Raw genomic sequence first — 21,930 nt, forward strand, 5'->3', positions numbered from 1 at the left:
AATGGCATCTAAAATTGTTACCAGCATTATCCGCATTCTTTTCCTGGGATTGCTGTTTGTGTTCCTGTTTTATCCTGACAAGTTTCACATCAAATTCGATTACCCGGGATATCCTCAGAGCGATAGCTGGCATGTCCGGCTTGCCAAGTTTGCATTCTGGTTTCTGCTGATCATCGAGATCCTGCGTATTTTCTATTACGGTGTAGTTAAAAGCAAATCCAAGGGGCTCATTGCCAATGTTGTAACGATCATTACGCCACTGGTTGTCGTGCTGATTTTCCTTGAAATCGTATTTATGTACGTGCCGCAAAGCCACGAAGGCGTGCTTTCGAAAGCATCGCAGATCTGGTGGGAAAAGTACTGGCATCCGGTGAATTCGCTGGGGTATCACGATAAGGAGGTGCAAAACGAGCCAGGCAAGAAGAAAGTACTCGTAATCGGCGATTCCTTTGCGGCGGGCCACGGTTTGAAAGATGTAAACGAGCGTTTTTCGAATATGCTGGAAAGCAAACTCGGGCCGGACAAATATACGATCTACAACCTCGGAATGTCGGGCGCGGACACGCGTGACGAAGTGAAACGCCTGAAAGATTTCCCCGTTAAACCGGATATTATCATTCTCGAATACTTTCCGAACGATATCGAGAAAGTAGGTCGCGAAAAAGGCCTGACCCTCACCGGTGCCGAGCCGTATGCCGATCTAAAAGGCCCGACAGCGACCGTCGTGAAGCGTTTTTATTTACCGAACTTCATTTACTGGCAATTGCCGCACACCGGTTTCAGCACCTTTGAGAAATTTGTTCAAACGGCTTACACCGATACCACCGTTCTGAATGCGCATTTGAGAGATCTTTCGGGAATGCTCGCTTACCGCGACAGTACGAAAGCACAGATGTATGCCGTTTTTATTCCGTTCCTGTTCCAGGTCGATAAGAGCGCAGGGTATACCAAACCGGTTGAAGACTACTTGAAAGCCAACAATGTAACGGTGGTAGGTATCAATGATGGTGTAGTTAAAATACCTGAAAAAGAGCGGGTTGTGGGTAAAAATGACGGTCACGGAAGTGCATCTCTGAACCAGTTGATCGCCGACAGGCTTTACCAGGCGCTGGGCAAACGATAACTCAGATTTAATGAGTCGGAAGTGGTAAAAAAGTAATTAAGTTCTAAATTTGAATTTTTAAACGCTATATAAACATGGATTTTTTGACAGATTTATTTGCATTTATGAAGGAGCGTAAGAAGTGGTGGCTTGCTCCTGTGATCATCGTTCTGCTCCTGATTGGTGTCCTGATCGTGATCGGTGGTGGTTCGGCTGTCGCACCTTTCATTTACACCCTGTTCTGATTTTCAGTACAACGCAGATTAATCCAGTTCCTATCTGAAACTTTCGCCCGGTAGCCATGCACGCTGCATAGCTACCGACAACAATATTTCTATATCAAAATGAGTGAATCAGAAAAAGTCAAAGCGCAGTTGGTGATCGTCACCGGGCTGGTGGTGCTATACTTTATTTTCAAATCACAATATCCCTATTTCCTGATCGCGGCGGCGGTAATCGGCGTATTCAGTCTGGCGATTCCGGTTTTCGGTGACCTGGTCGTGAAGGGCTGGTACAAGATCGCGGAAGTGCTGGGGGCAATTAATGGTAAAATCCTTTTGTCGCTGGTATTCTTCGTCGTATTGTTCCCTGTGGCTGTAATCGCAAAGTTGAGCAAGAAAAACCCGTTGAATTTGAAGAAGGAAGAAACCGATAGCGTCTTCACGGAAAGGAACCATAAATATTCGGCGAAGGACCTTGAGCAGGTCTGGTAATGCCGAAAAAAGAAATAATAAAATGTAAAAAGGCCTGGTTTCAGGCCTTTTTTTTGCGGCATGCACGTTCGTAGAGCAATTGAAGCATTCCGTCTTTCAGGCCCACATCGGGCACATGAATGACGTTTGCTCCTGCCCAGCGCATGGCGGATGTGTATATGTCGCCCGCCGGTACGATCACGTCCGCGCGGTCGGGGTTAAGTTGCAATTTGTTAATGCGGTCGGCGAGTGAGAAATGGTCGATGTAATCGCGCATCCGCTGGATCTCGTCGAGGCTGGTCGAGCTTTCGGTGAGTTTAGACGAAAGGTCGAACAGCTTGTTGATGTTACCGCCCGTGCCTACTGCTTGAATCGGCCGGCTGTAATCGACATTCTGCTCAATCCACTCCTTGATCTTCAACCAGGAGTTTTTAGATTCTTTTCCTTCCAAAAGACGTACGGAACCCAGTTTGAACGATTTCGCTTTGATCTTCTGCCTGTCCTGGTACAAGTTCAGCTCGGTACTGCCGCCGCCTACGTCGATGTGGATGTATTGGCCGTCGCTCAGGGATTGCACGACAACATTATTCACCAGTTCGGCTTCTTTCTGCCCGTCGATGATCTGGATATGGATGCCGGTTCGTTGTTCGATATGATCGCGGACTTCCTGCCCGTTTGCGGCTTCCCGCATGGCGGAGGTGGAGCAGGCCATAAGGTCGTCGACCTCATGGAGTTCCATGAGCAGTTGGTAGGCCAGCATGAGCTTCATCATGCGGTCCTCGCTTTGCGGGCTGATGCGTCCCTGCGTAAAAACATCGTGTCCGAGGCGAAGCGGGAACCGGACATATTCGACCTTCTTAAAACGGGAAATGCCTTCGTCATGCAAGACGGATGAGATCTGCATACGGGCACCGTTGGAACCGATATCTATTGCTGCGAATTTCAAAAGTTCGACAAATAGGGGAGTTAATAAAGGCCAAAAATAGAATTTCGCGGACAAGTTTCAATACCCTGCCCGCGAAACTTAATATGTAAAAGCTACATTTGACGGCCTATCTGATACAATAGCTTCACTTTCACGCCCGGCCCGGCCCCTTGCCGGAGTGGAGTGAGCGGTTTGAAATAATTGACCCAGTAACCTTCGGCCTGCACCACGATCGGGTGCCACGATTTCTCGATACCCACCGCGAAGTTCATCGAAGTGATCGGAGATACGTCTCCTTTTTTGGTAAAGCTCTGGTTGAAAAATTCATTTTTTGGTCCGCGGCAATCATATGAAATGGTCTCTTTGGACGAAACCTTGAAGTTCGTGCCCAGGCTGGCATAGTATCCCCAATCGTCTTTCAGCGTATTGCGGAATGCCAGCGTAAGCGGTATCTGAACTACATTCTGGTCAATTTTAATATTATACAGTTGGAAAATGAGCGGTACCTGCCCCGGATGTGTTTCCTTGAAATCCGCACGGGCTTTGGTCCTGAAAACCGTTTCGGTAAAGAACTCGGCTGGTTTTACTTTCAGCCAGGTTATACCCGCCGCGATCGAGAATTTTTTCTTGATAATTACTTCACCCAATACCGTTTTTCCCTGACCATTGCCCTCGATCTGATACCCTGCGCCGAAACGGTACGGCGTTTTCAAAGGCAGTTTTGGAATTACACTTTCTGTTTGAGCAACTTGTTCAGCTTTTTTACCGCTCACAGGCGCTTTCGCGATCTGCATATTATTGGCAATTAATGCCTTTTGTACCTGCCTTGCCGTAAGCTTGCTTGCCAGCTCGTAATGCATTTTCCTTTGCAGCGAAATGCTGGTATGCATTTCCACCGGGTTGTTAATAGCGGTTATGCTGAATTCGTTACCGAAAGTCCTGCTTACCTCACCCGCCGCAATCGACTCTTTTTGAATCGCTTCATTCGGAGGTTGAACAGCGGCAAGCGTTTCACGCGATTTTTCGGGAAGCGGGCGCGTTGATTTTTGAGTGGCATCAGCCTGAGCAGGCACATTATGAGCGCTTTCGACCGCTTCCGGCTGCGATCCCGGGGTTTCGCCTACCGGTTCCGCATTGGCCAATGCTTCCTGTCCCAAATCCGGTTCTACACGTCTTTGTGCCGCACCCTGGCGGTAATCCCGCGGTTGCAACGTCGCTTGCAGGCTCCGGCCGTCCGGTGCGGTTTGCAGCACATACACCGTATCGGCTTTCGCTACCGGCGCAGGCTGGTTACGGATCAGCTCGATCTGGCTCTGGAGATTTTTGACGTCTCGCACCAGATGATCGTTCTGCGAGAGCTGGTTGACGTACATATACGCCATCACCGACGTTACCGAGGCGGCGGCGGCGTACCCGATCCAGGATCCGTATTGTTGGAGGAACGTCGGCGGCGTGTGGGTCTGCATATAATTTTGCATACGGGCCCAGTCCTGCTCTTGAAAGTCCGGTTCAATACTCTCTAATTTTCGGCGTATAGTATTTTCAAATCTATTAGTTTTCATTGCCTCTGAATGACTTAACAGCCCAATCACTTGGGAAGAGATGTGGGTAATATTGTTTGATCAAATGCTGCAAGCGAGCCCGGGCACGCACATAATGCGATCTTACCGTTGCCTCGTTGATTTGCAGCAGGTCTGCTATTTCACGATGATTGTAGCCATCCACCACGTATAATAAAAATACATTCTTGTAAACCGGTTTGATCCGTTGGATCAATTCCAGTATTTCATCAGCAGTGATCTGGCTTATGACATCTTCATCGAATTTGGGATAAGGGGCATCTTCCAGGGCGATCACATCCTCCGTGTGCTTCTTATGCTTGCGGTAATAGCTAATCGCCGTGTTCACCATGATCGTCCGCAGCCAGGCCTTGAAAGGGTGGTTGGCGTCGTACTTTCCCAGATTGTTAAATACTTTTAAAAAACCTTCATTTAAAACCTCCTCTGCTTCCTCCGTCGACGATGTGTACCGCAGGCAAATGCTTTTGGAATAGCCGAAGAACTGTTTATATAAATGCCTCTGTGCCTGGTTATCCCCGGCAATACACGCCGCTACCACCGACTCAAAGTCGTTTTCGTTAAAAGATATTTTTCTTTTAAAAAGCAAAGTCAGGGTATCAAATTGTCAGGGATAGAATTTCTCTCATTCGAATACGTCCCTGGTCGCCATTCTGTTGCAAAAAAATACGAAAAGTTTTGATGCTTCGGAAATGCAGGTAGTCGCGAAAAAAAACATAAAAAAATGCGTCAGGCATGCAACATGGGTATTGTAGGGGGCGTAAAGGCGGATAACAGTTTGATACTTTCACAAAAACCCGTGGGTATATCATGAAAAAAGTTTCACTTTTACTGGTGGTGCTGGCAGGCATCTGGTTTATAGCCTGTCAGAAGAACAGCGAGTCGTTGAGCCCTGAAAATGAGGCGAGTGATTTCGAAAGCGTGGTCGAATCAGCCGCGAGGCTTGCGGTAGAGACGGACTCGGTGACGTTGGGAAGATGTAAAGGAAGACTAACGGAGGTTGCGACCGCAGATTTACCCGCAGCGGTGACTGCCTACATCGACAGTGCCTACGCGGGTTCCGAGATCAAATACGCGGCAAAAGATCAATCAGGAAAAATCGTAGTGGCTATTGCGCTTGCCGACGGCTCGGTGAAAGGCTTGCTTTTCGATGCAGACGGTACATTTAAAGCGGAGCTGAAACAGCATGTAAAGAAAGCGAAACTGACCAGGATCGAAGTAAGTGCGTTGCCTGCTAATGTGAGTTCCTATATCACTTCCAACTATACCGGAGCGGAAATTAAACTGGCTGCGACGAACGATGCCGGCGAATACTATGTAGGTATTCTGGTGGATAAGAAAGTGAAAATATTGCTTTTTAATGCCGACGGATCATTCAATAAGGAATTGGAAAAGCCTGCTTTCGGGCGTCCGCGTAAGAGACATTAACTGATCATCACGATCGTAAAGATATTTTGTTAGGGGTGAGTTGGAATACGGTGCTGGATTTTCCGGGGCCGTATTTATTTTTTTGAGGGTATCATTTCCAGCGCCGACGAGTTTTTGATCTCACCCATAACAAACAAGCTGTGCGTGCTGCCGATGTTTTCCAGCGAGCCCAGCTTTTGCATTAAAAACTGCTGGTACTGCGACATATCGTCAACCACCACTTTCAGTAGGAAATCATAGTCGCCGGAGATATTGAAGCATTCCATTACCTCGCCCATCGCCGACACGGCTTTCACGAATTTTTCGCCCATTACCTTCGAATGCTCTTTCAGGGCAATGTTGCAGAAGGCCATCAGTTTCTTGCCTACCTTCTCGCGGTCAACCAGCGCTACGTATTTCTTGATGATTCCTTCCTTTTCCAGCCTTCGTACCCGCTCATATACGGGTGTGTAGGAAAGGTTCAACTTTTCCGACAGTTCGCGTGTTTTCAAAGTGGCGTCCTGTTGCAGCAAATGCAGGATTTTGGCGTCAATATCGTCCAGATTATGCATAGATAGAATATCTTTATTCACTCCGAGATGGCTTCGAATATAGATAAATAATTTAGGTTTGATAAAAGTGTCAGACTATTAATCTGAATTTTTTGATTTTATTGAACAAAACATCTATTGGGTTAAATTTGCTGATTCAAAAAGCATGTGCTTTTCCGGCGAAATGATAATCAGACATTTAAAACACTATGGTAGCAACTCAAAAAGCAGATATCCGCGAAATTCTTAAAAACCGTATTCTGGTACTGGATGGCGCTATGGGTACGATGATCCAGCGGTATAAATTGGAGGATCACGACTACCGGGGAGAACGATTCGCCGACTGGCCGCACGATGTGAAGGGGAATAACGACCTGCTTTCACTGACGCGTCCGGACATTATCAAAGAAATTCACGCCGCCTATTTCGCGGCAGGGGCAGATATTGCCGAAACCAATACATTTTCAGGTACGACCATCGCCATGGCCGATTACGGCATGGAGGAGATCGTGTATGAGCTCAATTATGAGTCGGCGCGGCTGGCACGCGAGGTGGCCGACGAGTTTACCGAGCGCGAGCCGCACAAGCCGCGTTTTGTGGCCGGTTCCATTGGCCCGACCAACCGCACCGCATCGCTTTCGCCGGACGTGAACAATCCCGGTTTCCGGGCGATCAGCTTCGATCAGTTAGTAACAGCTTACTACGAGCAAATAAAGGGCCTGACCGACGGCGGTTGCGACCTGCTTCTCGTTGAAACCATTTTTGATACATTGAATGCCAAAGCGGCGCTTTTCGCGATCGACCAGTTCTTCGTGGATGCTAAGGCAGGTAAGGTGCCGCATTTGCCATCATGGCGGATCGAGCCGGGGCAGGCGTTACCGATCATGATTTCGGGAACGATTACCGATGCTTCCGGACGTACTCTTTCAGGACAAACCACCGAGGCATTCCTGACTTCCGTATCCCATTTACCATTATTATCAGTGGGTTTGAACTGTGCATTAGGAGCGGATTTGATGCGTCCTTATGTGCAGATCATGGCCAAGGAATCGCCTTTTTACACCTCGGCGCACCCTAACGCGGGCTTGCCAAACGAAATGGGCGAATACGACGAGACTCCCGAGCAAATGGGCGAAGTTATCGACGGGTTTTTGAGGGATAACCTGATCAATATCATCGGAGGTTGCTGTGGAACAACGCCTGACCACATTCGCGTAATCGCCGACATCGCAGGCAAGCATAGCCCGCGTCCGTTGCCGGTATCGGAAACTGTCATGAAGCTCTCGGGCCTCGAACCGGTGAAGATCAATTCGCTGACCAATTTTGTGAACATCGGCGAGCGCTGTAATGTAACCGGCTCCAAGAAATTTGCCCGCCTGATCCGTGAAAGCAAATACGACGAAGCGCTGACCATCGCGCGTGAGCAGGTCGAAAGCGGCGCGCAGGTGATCGATGTGAACCTCGACGAAGGTATGATCGACGGCGTGGAAGCCATGAAGACGTTTGTAAACCTGATCGCATCCGAGCCGGACATTTCCAAGGTGCCTTTGATGATCGACTCTTCCAAATGGGAGGTGATCGAATCGGGTTTGAAATGCGTGCAGGGAAAATCCATTGTGAACTCGATTTCGCTCAAAGAGGGCGAAGAGAAATTCAAGGAATCGGCGCGGACGGTGCTTCGCTATGGTGCTGCCACGGTAGTAATGGCTTTTGATGAAAAAGGTCAGGCCGATAACTATGAGCGCCGGATCGAAATCTGCGAACGTGCTTACCGCATTCTCGTAGATGAAGTGGGTTTCCCGGCCGAGGACATCATTTTTGACCCCAACATCCTGACCGTCGCGACGGGAATGGAAGAGCATAATAATTACGCGGTTGACTTTATCAATGCCGTACGGTGGATTAAGGAAAATCTTCCCCATGCGAAAGTTTCGGGCGGTGTTTCGAACGTTTCGTTCAGTTTCCGCGGTAATGAGCCGGTGCGCGAGGCAATCCACACGGCATTCCTCTACCACGCGATCAAGGCTGGAATGGATATGGGTATTGTGAATGCAGGCCAGATCGGCATTTATGATGAAATTCCGAAAGATGTTTTGGAACTGGTGGAAGATGTGTTGCTTAACCGCCGTCCGGATTCGACCGAACGTCTGGTGAGCTATGCAGAGACCGTCAAAGATAAAGGCAAGACGCAAACCGGTCCTGACCTTTCATGGAGAGAGCTCCCTGTCAAAGAACGCATTTCCCATGCATTGGTAAAAGGTATTGCCGACTACGTAGATGAAGATACAGAGGAATGCCGCCTCCTGTTCGACCGTCCGCTGGAAGTAATCGAAGGGCCTTTAATGGATGGTATGAGCATTGTAGGCGACTTGTTTGGAGAAGGTAAAATGTTCCTTCCGCAGGTTGTGAAATCGGCGCGCGTGATGAAAAAGGCCGTAGCCTATTTGCAGCCATTTATTGAGGCTGAAAAACAGGAAGGTAATTCTTCGGCAGGTAAGATCCTGATGGCGACCGTAAAAGGCGACGTACATGACATTGGGAAAAACATTGTCGGTGTGGTGCTGGGTTGTAATAATTACGAGATCATCGACCTCGGTGTGATGGTGCCGACGGATAAGATACTGGCGGCTGCGCTGGAACATAATGTAGATATCATCGGTCTCTCCGGCCTGATTACGCCGTCGCTCGACGAGATGGTAGGTGTAGCCAAGGAAATGGAGCGTCGCGGCATGAAAATGCCGTTGCTGATCGGTGGCGCAACTACTTCCCGCATTCACACGGCTGTGAAAATCGATCCGAACTACTCGGGACCTGTTATTCACGTACTCGATGCGTCGCGTTCAGTGCCTGTTGCCGGAAAGCTGATCCAAAGCGAACAAAGCCAGGCCGAAGTGTTGAAGGACATTAAAGCAGAATATGCGAAGCTGCGCGACGATCACTCGAAACGTGGTGGCGAAAAGGCGCATGTGCCGATTGGTAAAGCCAGGGATAACAAAGCTAAAATCGACTGGACAAGCTTCCAGGCCGTAAAGCCGCAGTTCCTGGGCACGCGCGTGTACGACGATTACGACCTGGCAGACATTGCGAAGTACATCGACTGGACGCCGTTCTTCCAGACCTGGCAGCTGCACGGAAAATACCCGAAAATCTTCGATGACGCTGTCGTGGGCAAAGAGGCCATGAAGCTGTATGAAGATGCTGCTGTTCTTTTGGGAGAAATCATTCGAGATAAAACCTTAAAAGCACGCGCTGTGATAGGTTTCTGGCCGGCCAACTCGATACAGGACGACATCGTATTGCACCATTTCGACGAAGAAACGCGAGAGGTGCCTTGCGAACGCCACGGCACACATCAGCATATCGAGTACAAAATCAGCCAGCAAGGCGTCGAAAACCTGAATGCCGGTGAGCTGGTTGCCGATACAGCGGCAGTATTGCACCATTTGCGTCAGCAAAGCCAGAAAGCGGCTAATCTGCCCAATTATTGCTTGTCCGATTTCGTAGCGCCGCTGGAATCCGGTCATACCGACTACATTGGCGGTTTCGCGGTAACGGCAGGCGTGGGTATCGAAGCATTGCTGGAAAAATATGAAAGAGATCATGACGACTACAATAGTATCATGGTCAAGGCACTGGCCGACCGTCTGGTAGAAGCGCTCGCGGAATTGATGCACGAGAAGGTGCGTAAGGAGCTATGGGGTTATGCCAAAACGGAAAGCCTTACAAATGAGGAGTTGATCAAAGAAGATTACAAGGGGATTCGTCCGGCCCCTGGTTATCCTGCCTGCCCGGATCATACCGAAAAACGCGGTCTGTTCGATTTGCTGGGCGCGGAAGAACTCGGTATTACGCTTACGGAAAGCTTCGCCATGTATCCTGCAAGCAGCGTTAGTGGTTGGTACTTCTCGCATCCCGACAGCCGTTATTTCCCGGTTGGAAAGATCCATAAAGACCAGGTGGAGGACTATGCGCGGCGTAAAAACATGCTGGTAGAAGAAATCGAAAAGTGGCTTTCGCCGGTGCTCGCTTATTAAGATCGTATTATTTAAAAAGTGCAAAAAGAGAATAGTTCGTTACTATTCTCTTTTTTTGTGCCCAAAACATACTAATTTTCGCAAAAGGGCGTAATTAGGTGGTATGCCGTGTCGTAATCAGGTATTTATACGCTATTTTTTTGTAGTTAAGCGCCAGATATTTGCATCACTTAAGTGAGAACTTAATAGTTTATTAGCCATGAAAAGAAATATCTCAGTCTTTATCCTTCTCATCCTGCTGGCATCTTCTTTCAAATACAGGAGCATGACAAGAGAAAGCGCTCTGCCAGTCATCACCGCCGGAGCCGGATTTGACAGCAGACCATCACCTAAGGCCGTTACAGTATCCTCCTGGGATGCTGCAGTTGCCGACCTTCACAAAGCCAATGTTGAAATGGCAAAGGGGAATCCGGCCATGTTCAAGTCACTGTGGTCACGTCAGGATGATGTTACAATATTTGAAGGTGCAGAGAATGTCGATTCGAAGGGCTGGAAAGCGGTTGAAGCGAGTCTTAGCAATACCGTCGCTACTCCTCCGAAAGATGTGACATATACCTACGAAAAAGTGGCGAGCCAGGAAAGCGCTACACAAGGCTTCCTAATTCAAAAAGAGCATTACCGCTTCGCGGATGGCCGTAAAGCCGATTTGCATGTGACAGTCCTTTTCCGGAAGGAAAACAATGTCTGGAAAATCGCTCACCGTCAGGCCGACTCCATGACAACTGATGGAAAATCAGACAAAACTTCTAAATAATTGCCTCTGTTCCTGATATTTTAAGTTAGTTGCCACCAAGCGACCAATTTGTTGTTATTTTGCACCTTTGGTTAAAAAGTGACAACAAACTACGCATGGAGAGATTTACAGGATTGCTGGGTATCGTATTGATCCTGGGCATTGCATTTGCGATGTCGAACAACAGAAAGGCCATTAATTACCGTACAGTCGCCGTGGGCCTGGGCCTGCAATTCGGGCTCGCTGTATTTATCCTCCGCACCGACATTGGCCAGTCGATCTTCCAATGGCTCGGCGACAAAGTTCAAAAGTTGCTTTCCTTTTCTGATAAGGGTGCCGATTTTGTCTTCGGTACATTGGTAAGGCCCGAGCTTATGCAGCGCGCATTCGGGCCGGGCAACGATTTCGTATTCTTCTTCAAAGTTATCCCAACGATTATTTTCGTAGCGGTGCTGGTGAATATGCTCTACCATCTGGGCATTATGCAGCGCGTCGTGTCGGTTATCGCGCGGGCCGTGTACTGGCTTATGGGTGTAAGCGGCGCAGAAGCGCTCTCGAACGTGGCGAGTACGTTCGTGGGGCAGGTGGAGGCGCAGATCATGATCAAGCCTTATCTGAAAAACATGACCAACTCCGAGCTCATGGCATCCATGACCGGTAGCTTCGCCTGCATTGCCGGTGGGGTAATGGCCGTGTATATTTCATTAGGTGTGCCGGCGCCTTACCTGATCGCAGCCAGCCTCATGGCCGCTCCCGGTGCATTGGTCATTTCTAAAATTGTATTTCCCGAAACGGATAAGTCGGATACCAAAGGAATGGTGAAGCTGGAAATACAGAAAACACACGCTAATTTGCTGGACGCGATTGCCGCAGGCGCGGGAGAGGGCCTTAAAGTAGGTTTCAATGTAATTGCAATGCTGATCGGTTTTATTGCGCTCGTTGCACTACTCGATTATTTGCTGGGATATGTCGGTGGGATTTTTGCATTTCCTCAGCTAAGCTTCAATTTCGTTCTGGGCAAGGTATTCTCCATTTTCGCATGGGCTATGGGCGTTCCGGCAAAGGACATTGAGGCGGCAGGCTCGTTAATGGGCACTAAAATGGTAATCAACGAATTTGTGGCTTACCTGGACATGGTGAAATTGAGAGATACCCTGGACCATAAAACGGTCGTAATCACCAGCTTCGCATTGTGCGGTTTTGCCAATTTCAGTTCCATCGCCATTCAGGTTGGAGGGATTGGGGAGTTGGCTCCTTCACGGCGGGCGGATCTGGCGCGGCTCGGTTTTAAAGCATTGATTTCCGGTACATTGGCGTCTTACATGTCGGCTACGCTTGCCGGCTTGCTTTTGTAGAAAGTCATAAAAAAGTATTGAAACAAACATGAAAAGAGCACATAGTTGCTCTTTTTGCGTTTTTAGCGGTTTCTTCGTGAAAACAGCCTGCCCGCTTGGCATGGAAGTTTTTACCAACCATCCGTCAACATCCGGAAAACCGTATCAACACATTATACTATGAAACGAATCAAACTCTTCTGGTCTCTGCTCAAAGACAGTTTCAATGAATTTCTCAATGACAATGGAATGAAACTTGCCGCCGCGCTGTCGTACTACACGATATTTTCACTGGCGCCGATGCTGCTGGTCATTATCTCGGTGTTCAGCATATTTTTTGGCAGGGACGCGATCCAGGGTGAGTTGTTTGATCAAATCAGTGGCCTGGTAGGGGCTTCCGCCGCTTCTCAATTACAGGAAATTCTTAAAAATGCGGAGCTGTCCAATAAATCGGGAGTGGCTGCTGCGATCGGTATAGGTACCTTGCTGGTGGGTGCAACGGGGGTTTTTGCGGAAATGCAGGACTCTATCAATTTTATTTGGGCAATTAAATCCAAACCCAAAAAGGGCTGGCTTCAATACCTCAGGAATCGGCTCATATCCTTTTCGCTTATTCTCACCCTCGGGTTTTTGCTGGTAGTTTCACTAGGCGCCAGTGCGCTGGTCGATTTGCTCAGCAGTCGCCTCGAAGCGTTGTTTTCCGAGGCATCGGTGGTCGTATTTTACATTGTCAATCTCGCATTGGTACTTTCGATTATCACCTCATTATTTACGGTAATATTCAAAGTGCTGCCTGATGGCGATCTTCGCTGGAAGGAATGCGTGGTAGGGGCCGCATTTACGGCAGTTTTATTCCTGGTCGGGAAATTTGTCATCAGTTTTTACCTCGGGAAGTCCGACCTGGGTGCGGCTTACGGTACCTCGGCTTCGATCGTGATCCTGCTGACCTGGATTTACTATTCTTCGATCATCCTCTATTTCGGGGCAGAGTTTACCAAAGTATATGCGCGCCTGGACGGCATAGCCATTGCACCCAATAAGCACGCCGTGTTGATCGTCCGGCAGGAGCTAGATCGGAAAACCGGTGCGAAGATCACGGAATAAAAATGGCCTGCACTAAATGCAGGCCCAAACTTTTGTATTTGAATTACCAGACTAGCGTATCACCAGCTCGAAAGGCATGCGTGTCTGCATTCCGCCCATATTCATTAGTTTCTTGTACATTTTCACATAAGGAGCGAGATCGCCGAGGGCTTTGTTGCTAGCCTTTTCTTCGCTGTCTCCGAGTAACTTATCGATCATTTCATCGAATGGGCGCTTTTTCTCAGGGAAGTATCTGACACGGTAGTCTCCTTCGCCCAGTTTGGCAGCCTTTGCGGCAATTTTAATCGCGTCGTCTACACCTCCGAGCACGTCCACGAGTCCGTTCTGCTTCGCTTCAACGCCTGACCATACGCGGCCCTGCGCGAGGCTTTTCAGTTTTTCAACCGGCATTTTGCGGCCTTCGGCTGCTTTCCGGGTGAAGGTTTCGTAGCCTTCGTTCACGCTTTTCTGGATCATCGATTTTTCGAATTCGGTCATTTCACGGGTAGCGGTCGGCCAATCGGCGTGCGGGCTGGTGCCTACACCGTCGAAGGTAATGCCCAGTTTATTGTTCATGAAGTCGGTCACATTGAAGATCAGCCCGAAAATACCGATCGAACCGGTGATCGTATTAGGTTGGGCCACAATGGTATCACAACCCATTGCCATGTAGTAGCCGCCGGAAGCCGCTACGTCAGACATTGAGGCGATAACCGGCTTCTTTTTCGCGGTAATCTGGATCTCGCGCCACATTACATCCGACGCCAACGCGCTGCCGCCCGGCGAGTTAATGCGTATCACTACCGCTTTGATTTTGTCGTTTTCACGGATTTCTTTCAGTTCTTTTACAAACTTGTCGGAACCGATGTTTTCATCGCCGCCGTCGCCGCTCGTAATTTCTCCTTCCGCCACGAGTACAGCCACACGTTTGTTGAAATCGCCTTTTTCGGCCGAGTTGGACCCTTCCAGGTATTTTCTCACGCCTACATATGAAATGCCTTTGTCAGCATCGACTTTGAGCTGTTTTTTCAAAGCAGTTTCAAGCTCGTCCTGGTAGCCGAGGTGGGTAATGAATTTGTATTTCAATGCGGATTTCGGATTCTCGACGGCCAGCGAATCTGCCAGGTTTTTCAGTTCCTCGACGGGAATGCTGCGGGAGGCCGAAATGTTTTTCAGGAAATTGTTATTAATAGCGCCGATCAGTTCGGTGGATTGTTTTTTGCTCGCCTCGCTCATATCCTGGCGCGAGAACATCTCAATAGCGCTTTTGAACTCGCCCACACGGAATACGAGCGGTTTGATTTCCAGTTTGTCGAATGTGCCTTTGAAGAAACTGTATTCGGCCGAAAGCCCGTTCCATTCAATGCCGCCGGCAGGGTTAAGGTAAATTTTATCGGCTACCGAAGCAATGTAATAGCCTTTTTCAGAATAGCTTTCGCCATAGGTAACTACGAATTTCCTCGATTTTTTAAATTCCAGCAGCTGGTTTCGGATTTCTTCCAAAGTCGCCCATCCGGCTTCCGGGCCTTCTGTTTTGAGGTAAATGCCTTTGATCTTGTCGTCGGTTTGCGCGCTTTTCAATGCGTCCAGAATGTCTTTCAAACCCACCACCGTTTCTTCGCCGGTAAACGGCAATCCGAATTCGGAGAGGGGATTATCGACGCCTACTTCCTGGATCGGCTGGTTCAAATCGAGTTTCAGTACTGATTTATCGTCAAGCACTACTTTTTCTTCGGAAGAAAAAACGGAACCGATGCCAACAAGGAGGATAAACGAGAGGAACAGAAAGAGGATAAGGCCTACGAACGTCGCCAGGACATATTTAAGGAATTGTAACATAATCTATTGCTAATGGATTTCTTCTCTATAAGTTGATCAAGGAACAAAATTACGTATTAATTGTCGCGGTTTGTGGACGAAATAATGTCAAAAGGTAGTTTACGACCATTAAGTGGTTGAAAATTACCGTTCCAATTTTTCAGCGCAGAGCAGCAGTTTTAGAAAAGCAGATTATTTACTTTTGGAGAAAAAACCAGCACATGAAAAAGACCCTCATTTTAGTACGGCACGCGACTGCCGAAGACCAGAGTTTCAGGATCAGGGATTTCGACAGGAATCTCAACAGTAAAGGTCTGTCGGAGTCGCTCGCGATGGGGAAATGGCTGGTTCAGGAGGGTGTGAAGCCCGATATCTTCGTGTCGAGCCCGGCATCTCGCGCATTCAAGACCGCCGAGATCATCGCGGGGCAATACAAAGTGTCCGTCGACGCGATCGAGAAACAGGACGGCATTTACGACGGCGGCCCGCGGGCATACCTGCAAGCGGTAACGACGGTTTCAGAGCAGCATTCGACGCTGATATTGTTCGGCCATAATCCGGACATTACCTATTTCGCGGAATACCTGTCCGGGGCCAGCATTGGTTCCATGAAAAAGGGAAGCGCAGCGTTTATCGAGTTTAAAAATCAGAAATGGGAAGAAATATCTGCCAAAACAGGTGAGTTGGTGCTTTACAAAACACCCAAGCAGGTAAGAGAAGAGGAGCAGTAAAATGGAGCAGCCAAACCGTAACAGGAAAATATTCGTTTTCGTTTTTATCGCATTCGTAGCGCTATTTGCCTACATTTCCTACGACATGTCGAGCCGTACCACAGCGCCGTGGAACAAGCCCAAACAGCTGAAAAGGGCATTGCCAGGCGCTACGCCGGACGCGGATTCGCTGAAACTGGATTCGTTGCTGAAAGAAGTGGAAAAGTAATCGCTCAGCTTCTCGGATGGAACTCGGTGATGATCTGGCGCAGGTAGTCGCGGTCGAGGTGCGTGTAAATTTCCGTGGTAGTAATGGACTCGTGCCCAAGCATTTCCTGCACCGCACGCAAGCTCGCCCCGCCTTCGATGAGGTGGGTAGCGAATGAATGTCGGAACGTATGCGGACTGACGTTTTTGTGGATACCGGCTTTCTCGGCCGTGTCCTTGATCATCAGAAAAATCATCACCCGCGAAAGCTGGCCACCGCGCCGGTTCAGGAATACAATATCTTCACTGCCCTTTTGGGGCGCAATATCACCGCGTACGTGGTCGAGGTAGATTTGTGTGTACTTAATAGCCTCTCTCCCGATCGGCACGAGCCGCATTTTGTCGCCTTTCCCGATAATGCGCAGGAAGCCGATATCGAAATGGCAGTTGGTTAATTGCAAATCCGTCAGTTCCGAAACGCGTAAGCCCGAGCTGTACAAAACCTCCATGATGGCACGGTTACGCGTGCCTTCCGGCGTGGAATGGTCGATCGCGCTGAGCATGGTTTCGATCTCTTCATAAGACAGCACATCGGGGAGCTTGCGGGGCAGGCGAGGGGATTCGAGCAGTTCGGTCGGGTCTTCGGTAATCTCGTTTTCGAGCAGCAAATATTTGAAAAATGCCTTGATCCCCGACAGCATACGCGCCTGCGAATGCGCTGCTAGGCCCAGCTCGGCAATGTATTTGAGGAATGCCGAAAGGTGTTCTTCCTGTATGCGTGCGGGCGCAAGATCGATTTTGCTCAGTTCGAGAAACTCTTCCAGTTTTTCCACATCCCGCACATAGGCTTCCACCGAATTGCCCGACAGAGAGCGTTCCAGACGGAGGTAATTTTTAAAATGTTTGATGTAGCTTTGCCACATAGCGAAGGAAGAATTTAATAATGCTACAAAGCAAATGAAAAAGATATTGATCCTGAACGGCCCGAACCTGAATCTTTTGGGCAAAAGAGAGCCCGGTGTGTACGGAAACCAGTCATTTGAGGACTATTTCAAAACGCTGAAAGGGCTTTTTCCCGACGTGGAGCTGCATTATTTCCAATCGAACCACGAAGGCGCGTTGATCGACAAAATCCATGAAGTAGGCTTCTCATTCGACGGGATCGTGATCAATGCGGGCGGTTATACGCATACCTCCGTGGCCCTGGCGGATGCATTATCGTCCGTCACGACGCCGGCTGTCGAAGTCCATATTTCCAATATCCACGCACGCGAACCGTTCCGGCACCATAGCTACCTGACGTCGCGCTGCAAAGGGATAATCGCGGGGCTGGGGCTGAGGGGGTATGAGTTGGCGGTGCGGTACTTTCTTTAATTTTGAATGATTGAATGATTGAATGAGTGAATGAATTTTGAATGACTGAGTGACCGAATACTTTTTTGTGATTTAATGAGGCAAGTCGTGGTTTATTGGATCTCAGGTTAAAGACTCCATCAAAATTCACTCATTCACTCATTCAATCATTCAATCATTCAGTCATTCAGTCATTCAGTCATTCACTCATTCAAAATTACCGAAACACCGCATTCCCAAACAGCAGCTTTCCCTTTTCCAACATTTCGCGGAATACGGGGTCGTCCATGAGGTAGATCACCTGTCCGCGGCCCATTTCCTGGGCGCCGATAATGAGCGTGTTTTTCAGTCTGCCCGCCATTTTGGTGCCTACGAATCCAGCTTTGTAGTTGTCTTCTTTCAGGTAGCCCACATTCCAGCCGTCTTTGAGGTAGTCGCGTTCGTAGGCGTCGCGTACAATGGTAAAATACGCGTCGCCGCACCCGAATGCGAGTGGGTGGGTGCGGTCCATCGTGATCTGGAACATGCTTCCGGGCGAGGAGTCGCTGGCGTCCTCGCGTTGTTGTTCGCCGTACTTTTTGAATGTATCGTCGTCCCTTCTTTTTTCAGAGAATTTTTTTGTTAAACCAAACCCCACTTTGTTGACCAAAGCGTCGGTCGCATGCTCCATGGCAATCAGTTTGCCGCCGTTTTTCACCCAGCTTTGAATGACTTCGAGCTGCTTATCCGGAATAATGTCACCATAACGACCGTCGGGCAGGATCAAAACGTCGATCTCGTTCCAAGGCAGTGTAGCCAGTTTAGCCGCATTAACAACCGTTACCGGGTATTTGATCTGCTGTTCGAAGTAATGCCATACAGCGCCAAATGCGGTAGCTGAAATGCCATCGCCGGCCAATGCAACCACTTTCGGCGCTTTGAGCGCGACCACATTATCATTCCCGAAATCGGGACCGGAGCTTACGAAGCCGGTTTTAACAGGCGTTAGCCTTACAAAATGCTTGTTAGCAAGTGATGTAACCAGTTTATCGAACGGAATGCGCTCGTTGCCTTTCCGGGTAATGATCAACGTTCCGGCCGGGTAATTTTTGTCCATTTCAAACGGCGTGTTGGAAGTTTTGACCAGCACCCCATTCTTCAAAAGTTCAGCAAGAAATGCCACATCTTCTGCACCCGACCAGTTGGCAAGATATGCATAGGGTAATGCAGCAGGAATAGCATTATCTATTGTAGCAGTTTGCGTAGTAACAGGCGTCAGTTTTTCCTTCAAACCATAAGCCTTCAACCCAAAAATATAAGCCAGGCCCCAGCTGGTAACATCGTAGGTCACCGAATCTTCCAGCGACGGCATAGGGTCAAAAAGAATGCGTAACAAATTGGATTTGGGTTGATAGGCGCTGATGAGCAAGTCATTATCGCTTATTTTGACACTCTGCTCCGTCGAAGTGGTAAGCTCCGTCCCCTTCGCTGATGATGACTTTCCGGCAATTCCGTAACTGAACCCCTGCCGGTCGAGCCACTGGCTGAACGACCGGATGTTCTCGCCGTCGCCCGCTTTGACTAAATAGGTTTTGAAATTCCCGGTCGGTGCATTGGCGGCATCCTGATGAAACCTGACAAACTCCGTAACGATCTTTTCCTTTTGCGACAATACCGCTTCCAAAGTCGCCAGGGTTGTGGCATAATGATGCGCTATGCGTGTATGGAGCGTGAGTGTGTCGTGCTCGTTCGCGCGCTCGAATGCAAGGCCTGCGCGCCCACCCCCGCCTTGCTCGTACGTGACCCCGATGGCGCCGTTAGCCGTAGGCCAGGTGTCGCCGTAACTGGGATAAAACAAGTCGTAATCGTTCCGCGTGAAGTATGCCCAGTTATTTTTATCAAAATACTTGCGGCAATACTCGCCGACGAGCTCGTTGAACTGCCTTTGCCAGGCTGTCACGTCCTTATTGTAAGGCTTTGCAGCCGGAGGAAAGTAATAGCTCCGTGCTGGGCTCATTTCGTGAAAATCGGCGTGGAAATGGGGCATCCATTGGTTATACAGCGCCACGCGCTCCTGCGTCTCCTTTTGCGTTTGCCATGCCCAGTCGCGGTTGAGGTCGAAAAGATAATGGTTGAAACGCCCGCCGGGCCAAGGCTCGTCGTGTTCGAGTGCAAACGGCGTTACATCGGGCGTTGCGTTCTGGACACGGTTGTACCATTGCGTGTAGCGCTCATAACCGTCGGGATTAATGCAAGGGTCGACGAGGATCACCATGTTTTTGAGAAAATCCTGCGTAAGCGCATTATCCTTGTTGAGCAGTTCATAAAGCACTTTCATACTCGTATTGGCCGACACCGCCTCATTGCCGTGCACATTATAGCTCAGCCACACAATCGGCGGCACGCTCGCATCCGCCTTTCCCGGCAGCAGTCCGATACTTTTCAGGTGATTAGTCCGGATCGTTTCCAGCTTCGAGATGTTTTCCGGCGACGACACGAATGCAAGCATCAGCGGCCGCCCCTCGTTTGTAGTACCGTATTGGACAAGCTTCATCCGGTCGGCATTCCGCGACTGCGTGAATTTGAAATAGTCGACGATCAGGTGGTGATACGCGAATTTCGAACCGAGCGGGAAGCCCAGGAACTGATCGGGCGTCTGATTTTGTGCAAATGCAGTTTGTGCAAATACGGGTTGAATGGAGAGCAGAAGGAGAACGAAGCGGGTCAGTCTGGTCATTGGAAGCGAAACGGCGTAAGTAGGTAAACCCAAAGTTAAAAAGTTACCGGAATTACCAATGCGGCGCGAAGTGATAAAAAAAGTTTGTGTTAAATGTTGTTGAAAATGAGTTAACTAAAAATTAATTGATTTTTATTTGCCGTCAGGAGTTGCTTTTTTAAATCTGACCCTGCATCTTTGCACCACGTTACGGAAACGCAAACGGAAAAAGTGAAAGAAAGTGTTGAAAAAACGCACGAAGTAGGAGACCAGTCGGCCCATTCGTCTAGCGGTTAGGACACGACCCTTTCACGGTTGAAACAGGGGTTCGATTCCCCTATGGGTCACAAAACCGTGCGAAGTTAGCACTTTCAATCACTGCAAAAACCGCTCATAACCTGAGCGGTTTTTTGTTTTTGTGCCCTGCCGGCATGTAAACAATTCGTTAAATCTGCCCTCCGCATTTACTTCAAATCCACTCAATCGGTATCTTTCTTTATGAAAGTATTGGTAACCGGCAGTGCGGGTTTATCGGGTTTCATACCGTGATGAAGCTGCTGCAAGAGGGTTTTGAAGTAGTAGGCCTCGACAATATCAACGACTATTATTCGCCCCAGCTCAAATATGCGCGGCTCCGGGAGGCGGGTATCCGCAAGGAATTGATCAAATGGTACCAGCTCGTGCAAAGCTCGGCCAGTAGCCGTTACCGGTTCGTGCGGATGAACCTGGAAGACAAGCAGCAACTTTTCAGTCTGTTCCAATCGGAGCGGTTCGACTATGTGATCAATCTTGCTGCGCAAGCGGGCGTACGGTATTCGATCGAGAACCCGGATGTGTATGTGCAATCGAATATCATCGGGTTTCATTATGTGCTCGAAGCCTGCCGCTATTTCCCGCCAAGGCATCTGGTGCATGCATCGTCGTCGTCGGTGTATGGTGCCAATGCAAAAATCCCTTTCCTGGAAGAGGATAAGGCCGATTCGCCGATGAGCCTTTATGCGGCCACGAAAAAAGGGAACGAGCTGATGGCGCACGCTTACAGCCATCTTTATAATATACCCATCACCTGCCTGCGATTCTTCACGGTTTACGGCCCCTGGGGGCGTCCCGATATGGCCCCGATGCTCTTTGCCCGCGCGATTCACGAAGGTGAGCCTATCCAGGTTTTCAACAATGGCGATATGGAGCGGGATTTTACGTTCGTTGGCGACATTGTGGAAGGCGTAGCGCAGACGATGCTGGCCGGTTTCGAACAAGAGCCGCAGTACCGGGTGCTGAACATCGGCAACGGTTCGCCCGTCAATCTGATGAAGTTCATCGAAGAGCTCGAAGTGAGTATGGGCGCGCGGGCCATTAAACATTTCCTTCCTATGCAGGCGGGCGACGTTCCCAGGACGTGGGCAAGCCGCAAGAACCTTGAAAAGATCACCCACTACAAACCGCAGGTGGCATTGAGCGCCGGGATCAGGGAATTTGCCCGGTGGTACCTCGAATACAGTAGCCAGCTGGCCGCTTTTCATGCCTAATCATCCTACAATACCAGAATTTTTCTGTCCGAATTTTTAAACTAGTTCTATGAACATTAGATCTAGTTCTCTCTTAGTATCAATCATTTGCAAATCTTGCGCTCCTGGAAATTTATTTTTCTCATTAAATTTTAGGGGTACTTGTCACAAAAATTGTGGCTAGAAGTTTCCCAGACGCCGTTT

Annotated in this window: 19 protein-coding genes and 1 tRNA gene; 13 read left to right on the plus strand and 7 right to left on the minus strand. The window is 49.0% G+C overall.

The features are described from left to right. The first annotated feature begins 1 nt into the window (after position 1). From BMW93_RS09470 to BMW93_RS09475, 3 genes are all read left to right on the plus strand, one after another. Positions 2 to 1,123 (plus strand): SGNH/GDSL hydrolase family protein, encoded by a 1,122-nt coding sequence (locus BMW93_RS09470; RefSeq protein ID WP_090374961.1) that lies wholly within the window; start codon positions 2 to 4, stop codon positions 1,121 to 1,123. A 74-nt stretch (positions 1,124 to 1,197) separates the two neighbouring features. Next, entirely contained in the window at positions 1,198 to 1,347 is a 150-nt protein-coding gene (locus tag BMW93_RS35395; protein ID WP_015812275.1) for a DUF5989 family protein, read from the plus strand. A gap of 99 nt (positions 1,348 to 1,446) precedes the next feature. Continuing rightward, positions 1,447 to 1,815 carry an SxtJ family membrane protein gene (locus BMW93_RS09475; RefSeq protein WP_090374962.1) on the plus strand — a complete coding sequence of 123 codons (369 nt, stop codon included), beginning with the start codon at positions 1,447 to 1,449 and terminating at the stop codon, positions 1,813 to 1,815. A 40-nt stretch (positions 1,816 to 1,855) separates the two neighbouring features. Here the strand turns inward: BMW93_RS09475 and BMW93_RS09480 are convergent, their stop codons facing one another. The 3 genes from BMW93_RS09480 to BMW93_RS09490 all read right to left on the minus strand — a co-directional run bounded on the left by BMW93_RS09480 (position 1,856) and on the right by BMW93_RS09490 (position 4,885). Beyond that, positions 1,856 to 2,740 carry a Ppx/GppA phosphatase family protein gene (locus BMW93_RS09480; RefSeq protein WP_090375096.1) on the minus strand — a complete coding sequence of 295 codons (885 nt, stop codon included), beginning with the start codon at positions 2,738 to 2,740 and terminating at the stop codon, positions 1,856 to 1,858. A gap of 92 nt (positions 2,741 to 2,832) precedes the next feature. Further along, positions 2,833 to 4,185 (minus strand): hypothetical protein, encoded by a 1,353-nt coding sequence (locus BMW93_RS09485; protein ID WP_229240307.1) that lies wholly within the window; start codon positions 4,183 to 4,185, stop codon positions 2,833 to 2,835. Positions 4,186 to 4,270: 85 nt separating this feature from the next. Further along, positions 4,271 to 4,885 carry an RNA polymerase sigma factor gene (locus BMW93_RS09490; RefSeq protein WP_090374964.1) on the minus strand — a complete coding sequence of 205 codons (615 nt, stop codon included), beginning with the start codon at positions 4,883 to 4,885 and terminating at the stop codon, positions 4,271 to 4,273. 221 nt (positions 4,886 to 5,106) lie between these two features. On the opposite strand from BMW93_RS09490, the gene BMW93_RS09495 reads away from it, so the two are divergent. Then, positions 5,107 to 5,724 carry a PepSY-like domain-containing protein gene (locus BMW93_RS09495; protein ID WP_090374965.1) on the plus strand — a complete coding sequence of 206 codons (618 nt, stop codon included), beginning with the start codon at positions 5,107 to 5,109 and terminating at the stop codon, positions 5,722 to 5,724. Positions 5,725 to 5,798: 74 nt separating this feature from the next. Here the strand turns inward: BMW93_RS09495 and BMW93_RS09500 are convergent, their stop codons facing one another. After that, positions 5,799 to 6,275, minus strand: a complete 477-nt coding sequence (locus tag BMW93_RS09500) for an Lrp/AsnC family transcriptional regulator (RefSeq protein WP_090374966.1) — start codon at positions 6,273 to 6,275, stop codon at positions 5,799 to 5,801. A 188-nt stretch (positions 6,276 to 6,463) separates the two neighbouring features. Between BMW93_RS09500 and metH the strand changes: the two genes are divergently transcribed. The 4 genes from metH to BMW93_RS09520 all read left to right on the plus strand — a co-directional run bounded on the left by metH (position 6,464) and on the right by BMW93_RS09520 (position 13,459). Next, on the plus strand, positions 6,464 to 10,288 hold the full coding sequence (gene metH / locus BMW93_RS09505; RefSeq protein WP_090374967.1) for a methionine synthase: 3,825 nt from the start codon (positions 6,464 to 6,466) through the stop codon (positions 10,286 to 10,288). Between the two features lie 199 nt (positions 10,289 to 10,487). Next, positions 10,488 to 11,042 carry a nuclear transport factor 2 family protein gene (locus tag BMW93_RS09510; RefSeq protein WP_090374968.1) on the plus strand — a complete coding sequence of 185 codons (555 nt, stop codon included), beginning with the start codon at positions 10,488 to 10,490 and terminating at the stop codon, positions 11,040 to 11,042. A 95-nt stretch (positions 11,043 to 11,137) separates the two neighbouring features. Beyond that, positions 11,138 to 12,376: a NupC/NupG family nucleoside CNT transporter gene (locus BMW93_RS09515; RefSeq protein ID WP_090374969.1), complete on the plus strand. Its 1,239-nt coding sequence runs from the start codon at positions 11,138 to 11,140 to the stop codon at positions 12,374 to 12,376. Between the two features lie 159 nt (positions 12,377 to 12,535). After that, entirely contained in the window at positions 12,536 to 13,459 is a 924-nt protein-coding gene (locus BMW93_RS09520) for a YihY/virulence factor BrkB family protein (RefSeq protein WP_090374970.1), read from the plus strand. A 51-nt stretch (positions 13,460 to 13,510) separates the two neighbouring features. Here the strand turns inward: BMW93_RS09520 and sppA are convergent, their stop codons facing one another. Next, a complete protein-coding gene (gene sppA / locus BMW93_RS09525; RefSeq protein ID WP_090374971.1) occupies positions 13,511 to 15,277 on the minus strand; it encodes a signal peptide peptidase SppA in 1,767 nt (588 codons plus the stop codon). A gap of 200 nt (positions 15,278 to 15,477) precedes the next feature. Here sppA and BMW93_RS09530 point away from each other — a divergent pair, with 200 nt between their 5' ends. Together BMW93_RS09530 and BMW93_RS09535 are read left to right on the plus strand one after the other, a co-directional pair. Then, entirely contained in the window at positions 15,478 to 15,987 is a 510-nt protein-coding gene (locus BMW93_RS09530) for a histidine phosphatase family protein (RefSeq protein ID WP_090375097.1), read from the plus strand. A 1-nt stretch (position 15,988) separates the two neighbouring features. After that, on the plus strand, positions 15,989 to 16,195 hold the full coding sequence (locus tag BMW93_RS09535; RefSeq protein ID WP_090374972.1) for a hypothetical protein: 207 nt from the start codon (positions 15,989 to 15,991) through the stop codon (positions 16,193 to 16,195). Between the two features lie 4 nt (positions 16,196 to 16,199). Here the strand turns inward: BMW93_RS09535 and xerD are convergent, their stop codons facing one another. Beyond that, entirely contained in the window at positions 16,200 to 17,096 is an 897-nt protein-coding gene (gene xerD, locus BMW93_RS09540) for a site-specific tyrosine recombinase XerD (protein WP_090374973.1), read from the minus strand. A 34-nt stretch (positions 17,097 to 17,130) separates the two neighbouring features. Between xerD and aroQ the strand changes: the two genes are divergently transcribed. Beyond that, a complete protein-coding gene (gene aroQ / locus BMW93_RS09545; RefSeq protein ID WP_090374974.1) occupies positions 17,131 to 17,547 on the plus strand; it encodes a type II 3-dehydroquinate dehydratase in 417 nt (138 codons plus the stop codon). A gap of 196 nt (positions 17,548 to 17,743) precedes the next feature. Here the strand turns inward: aroQ and BMW93_RS09550 are convergent, their stop codons facing one another. Further along, the gene (locus tag BMW93_RS09550; RefSeq protein ID WP_090374975.1) at positions 17,744 to 20,242 is read right to left on the minus strand and encodes a M14 family zinc carboxypeptidase; all 2,499 of its coding nucleotides are present in this window, start codon (positions 20,240 to 20,242) and stop codon (positions 17,744 to 17,746) included. A 254-nt stretch (positions 20,243 to 20,496) separates the two neighbouring features. Here BMW93_RS09550 and BMW93_RS09555 point away from each other — a divergent pair. Together BMW93_RS09555 and BMW93_RS09560 are read left to right on the plus strand one after the other, a co-directional pair. Next, positions 20,497 to 20,568 (plus strand) — tRNA-Glu (locus BMW93_RS09555). A 201-nt stretch (positions 20,569 to 20,769) separates the two neighbouring features. Then, the gene (locus tag BMW93_RS09560; protein WP_310590233.1) at positions 20,770 to 21,747 is read left to right on the plus strand and encodes an NAD-dependent epimerase/dehydratase family protein; all 978 of its coding nucleotides are present in this window, start codon (positions 20,770 to 20,772) and stop codon (positions 21,745 to 21,747) included. Positions 21,748 to 21,930 lie beyond the last annotated feature (183 nt).

Source organism: Dyadobacter sp. SG02 (assembly GCF_900109045.1).
Classification (GTDB): domain Bacteria; phylum Bacteroidota; class Bacteroidia; order Cytophagales; family Spirosomataceae; genus Dyadobacter.

Excerpts from the sequence above, each read along its gene's own strand:
- BMW93_RS09470 (WP_090374961.1), top strand. The coding sequence starts at position 2 with ATGGCATCTAAAATTGTTACCAGCATTATCCGCATTCTTTTCCTGGGA.
- BMW93_RS35395 (WP_015812275.1), top strand. The coding sequence starts at position 1,198 with ATGGATTTTTTGACAGATTTATTTGCATTTATGAAGGAGCGTAAGAAG.
- BMW93_RS09475 (WP_090374962.1), top strand. The coding sequence starts at position 1,447 with ATGAGTGAATCAGAAAAAGTCAAAGCGCAGTTGGTGATCGTCACCGGG.
- BMW93_RS09485 (WP_229240307.1), bottom strand. The coding sequence starts at position 4,185 with ATGCAGACCCACACGCCGCCGACGTTCCTCCAACAATACGGATCCTGG.
- BMW93_RS09495 (WP_090374965.1), top strand. The coding sequence starts at position 5,107 with ATGAAAAAAGTTTCACTTTTACTGGTGGTGCTGGCAGGCATCTGGTTT.
- BMW93_RS09500 (WP_090374966.1), bottom strand. The coding sequence starts at position 6,275 with ATGCATAATCTGGACGATATTGACGCCAAAATCCTGCATTTGCTGCAA.
- metH (WP_090374967.1), top strand. The coding sequence starts at position 6,464 with ATGGTAGCAACTCAAAAAGCAGATATCCGCGAAATTCTTAAAAACCGT.
- BMW93_RS09510 (WP_090374968.1), top strand. The coding sequence starts at position 10,488 with ATGAAAAGAAATATCTCAGTCTTTATCCTTCTCATCCTGCTGGCATCT.
- BMW93_RS09515 (WP_090374969.1), top strand. The coding sequence starts at position 11,138 with ATGGAGAGATTTACAGGATTGCTGGGTATCGTATTGATCCTGGGCATT.
- BMW93_RS09520 (WP_090374970.1), top strand. The coding sequence starts at position 12,536 with ATGAAACGAATCAAACTCTTCTGGTCTCTGCTCAAAGACAGTTTCAAT.
- sppA (WP_090374971.1), bottom strand. The coding sequence starts at position 15,277 with ATGTTACAATTCCTTAAATATGTCCTGGCGACGTTCGTAGGCCTTATC.
- BMW93_RS09530 (WP_090375097.1), top strand. The coding sequence starts at position 15,478 with ATGAAAAAGACCCTCATTTTAGTACGGCACGCGACTGCCGAAGACCAG.
- BMW93_RS09535 (WP_090374972.1), top strand. The coding sequence starts at position 15,989 with ATGGAGCAGCCAAACCGTAACAGGAAAATATTCGTTTTCGTTTTTATC.
- xerD (WP_090374973.1), bottom strand. The coding sequence starts at position 17,096 with ATGTGGCAAAGCTACATCAAACATTTTAAAAATTACCTCCGTCTGGAA.
- aroQ (WP_090374974.1), top strand. The coding sequence starts at position 17,131 with ATGAAAAAGATATTGATCCTGAACGGCCCGAACCTGAATCTTTTGGGC.
- BMW93_RS09550 (WP_090374975.1), bottom strand. The coding sequence starts at position 20,242 with ATGACCAGACTGACCCGCTTCGTTCTCCTTCTGCTCTCCATTCAACCC.
- BMW93_RS09560 (WP_310590233.1), top strand. The coding sequence starts at position 20,770 with ATGAAGCTGCTGCAAGAGGGTTTTGAAGTAGTAGGCCTCGACAATATC.